2 protein-coding genes are annotated in these 2604 nt (G+C 69.5%); both read right to left on the reverse strand.

Going from position 1 to position 2604, the window contains the following annotated elements:
• The coding region (dnaG, locus tag WA965_RS06865; RefSeq protein WP_526447262.1) for a DNA primase at positions 1-1364 on the reverse strand (1364 nt) is incomplete at its 3' end.
• Positions 1365-1395: 31 nt separating this feature from the next.
• Positions 1396-2604: deoxyguanosinetriphosphate triphosphohydrolase (locus WA965_RS06870; RefSeq protein WP_526447264.1), on the reverse strand; the 1209-nt coding region annotated here is incomplete at its 5' end.

The following is a 2604-nucleotide window of genomic DNA, read 5'->3' on the forward strand; positions in this document are numbered from 1 at the left end:
CGCTTGCCCGCCTCTTCACGCACCCGGTTGAGCACCTGACCTTCGTCGCTCCAGCCCGTCCACCCGGCGAGGCGTCGTGCGTACTCGTCGCGCAGCGCGTAGTCCCGGATCCGGGCGACCAGAGGCACACACTGACGAAGCGCGTCGACCTGAGCCTGCGGGTCGTTGTCGAGCACCTCCCCGCTGGGGATCAGGCTGCGCACGGCGAACTCGAACATCGGGATGCGCCGCGCCACCAGGTCCCGCAGCGCCGCATCACCGGACTTCAGTCGCAGATCACACGGATCCATCCCGTCGGAAGCGATTGCCACGAAGGACTTTCCGGCCACCTGCTGGTCACCGTCGAACGCCTTGAGCGCCGCCGCCTGACCGGCCGCGTCGCCGTCGAACACGAAGATCAGCTCACCGCGGTACCAGTTGTCGTCCATCATCAGCCGCCGCAGCAGCGCCAGGTGACCCTCGCCGAAGGCTGTGCCGCAGGAGGCGACGGCCGTAGCCTCGCCGGCCAGGTGCATCGCCATCACGTCGGTGTACCCCTCGACCACGACGGCGCGGTGCGCCTTGGCGATGTCGCGTCGGGCCAGATCGAGGCCGAACAGCACCCCGGACTTCTTGTACAGCACCGTCTCGGGGGTGTTGACGTACTTGGCTTCCATCGGGTCGTCGTCGAAGATCCGCCGGGCACCGAATCCGATGACCTCGCCGCCGCCGGCCCGGATCGGCCACAGCAGTCGGCGGTGGAAGCGGTCCATGGGGCCGCGGCGGCCCTCTCGGGACAACCCCGCCGCCTCCAATTCCTTGAACTCGAATCCCTTGCGCAGCAGATGCTTTGTCAGCGTTTCCCAGCCCGACGGTGCGAATCCGCAGCCGAATCGCGCGGCGGCGTCGGCGTCGAAGTTCCGTTCGATCAGGTACTGGCGGGCCGGGGCGGCTTCGTCGGACTGCAGCGCTTCTGCGTAGAACTCCGCGGCGGCGGCGTTGGCGGCCAGCAGCCTGCTGCGGCTGCCCCGGTCGCGTTGCACGTTGGTGGTCGACGCCCCGGTGTAGGTGATGGTGTAGCCGACGCGGTCGGCCAGCAGTTCGACGGCTTCCACGAAGCTGACGTGCTCGATCTTCTGCAGGAAGGCATAGGCATCACCCCCCTCCCCGCAGCCGAAGCAGTGGAAGTGCCCGTGGTTGGGCCGGACGTGGAAGGACGGGGACTTCTCGTCGTGAAAAGGACACAGTCCCTTGAGCGAATCGGCGCCCGCGCGCCGAAGCTGAACGTACTCGCCGACAAGGTCCTCGATGTTCACCCGGTCACGGATGGCGGCGATATCGCGATCGGGGATCCTGCCCCGCCCCCGCGTACCGTCGCCCGCCACCCGGCCAGTCTAGAGCCCACGGCGGGAGGCGCTACGCGGGTTCGAGCCGCTCCAGACGCCCCTCGGTGATGGACGCCACCTGGTCGATCACCACCCGTAACCGCGCGGCGTCGTCGTCGGCGGCGGCGAAGTCCGGAACGAACAGGGGGTCCAGCGTCGCCGGCGCCCCCGTCAGCACGAACTGCACCGCCGCGTCGATCCGGTCGCGCTGCTGCGCCTGCAGATCCAGATGCCGAGGATCGGACATGATGAACTGCAGCGCGAGGATCTTCAGCACCGCCACCTCCGCGCGCACCACCGTGGGGACCTCGAGGTCGGCGCGGTAGCGCACCAACCGCCCCGATCCCGAGGCGTTGCGGGTCGCGGCGATCGCCGACGACGCGAATCGGCCCACCAGCTCACTGGTCATCGTCTTCAACGCCACCGAGGCCGACAGTGTGGCGTCGTACTTACCGACCGCGGCGACCGCAGGCAGCACCGACAACCGCTCGGCCGCCTCGATCAGATCGGCCGCCGCCAGTCCGCCGCCCATTCCGTGCGACTGTCCCAACCGGCCCAGCGCGCTCACCGCGTCGTCGTCGGCCAGGACCCGCAGGTCGATACGACCCGAGATCACCCCGTCCTCGACATCGTGCACGGAGTAGGCGACGTCGTCCGCCCAGTCCATGATCTGGGCCTCCAGACACGGTTTGCGGTCGGGTGCGTCGCCGCGCACCCAGGCTGCGGCCGCTGCGTCGTCGGCGTAGAAACCGAACTTGCCCCCTCTGGCAGTGCGGTACCACGGATACTTCGTCACCGCGTCCAGAGCAGCGCGGGTCAGGTTCAGTCCGGCGCTGCGCGGCTCGTCACCCTGTGTGTCAAGCACTTTGGGCTCCAGCCGGGTCAGGATGCGGAAGTTCTGCGCGTTGCCCTCGAACCCGCCGCACGCCTCGGCGAGCTCGTTGAGTGCGCGCTCCCCGTTGTGCCCGTACGGCGGATGGCCGATGTCGTGCGCCAGCCCGGCCAGGTCGACGAGGTCCGGATCGGCGCCGAGTCCGACCGCCATGCCCCGGCCGATCTGGGCCACTTCCAGGGAGTGCGTCAGTCGGGTCCGCGGCGTTTCGCTCTGCCGTGGGCCGACGACCTGGGTCTTGTCGGCCAGCCGACGCAACGCCGCCGAGTGCAGGACCCGCGCGCGGTCTCGGGCGAAGTCGGTCCGATGCTCGGCCCCCGTGCCCGGCAGGGCGGCAGCCTTCGGCGG

This window comes from Mycobacterium sp. (assembly GCF_049683935.1).
Classification (GTDB): Bacteria; Actinomycetota; Actinomycetes; order Mycobacteriales; family Mycobacteriaceae; genus Mycobacterium.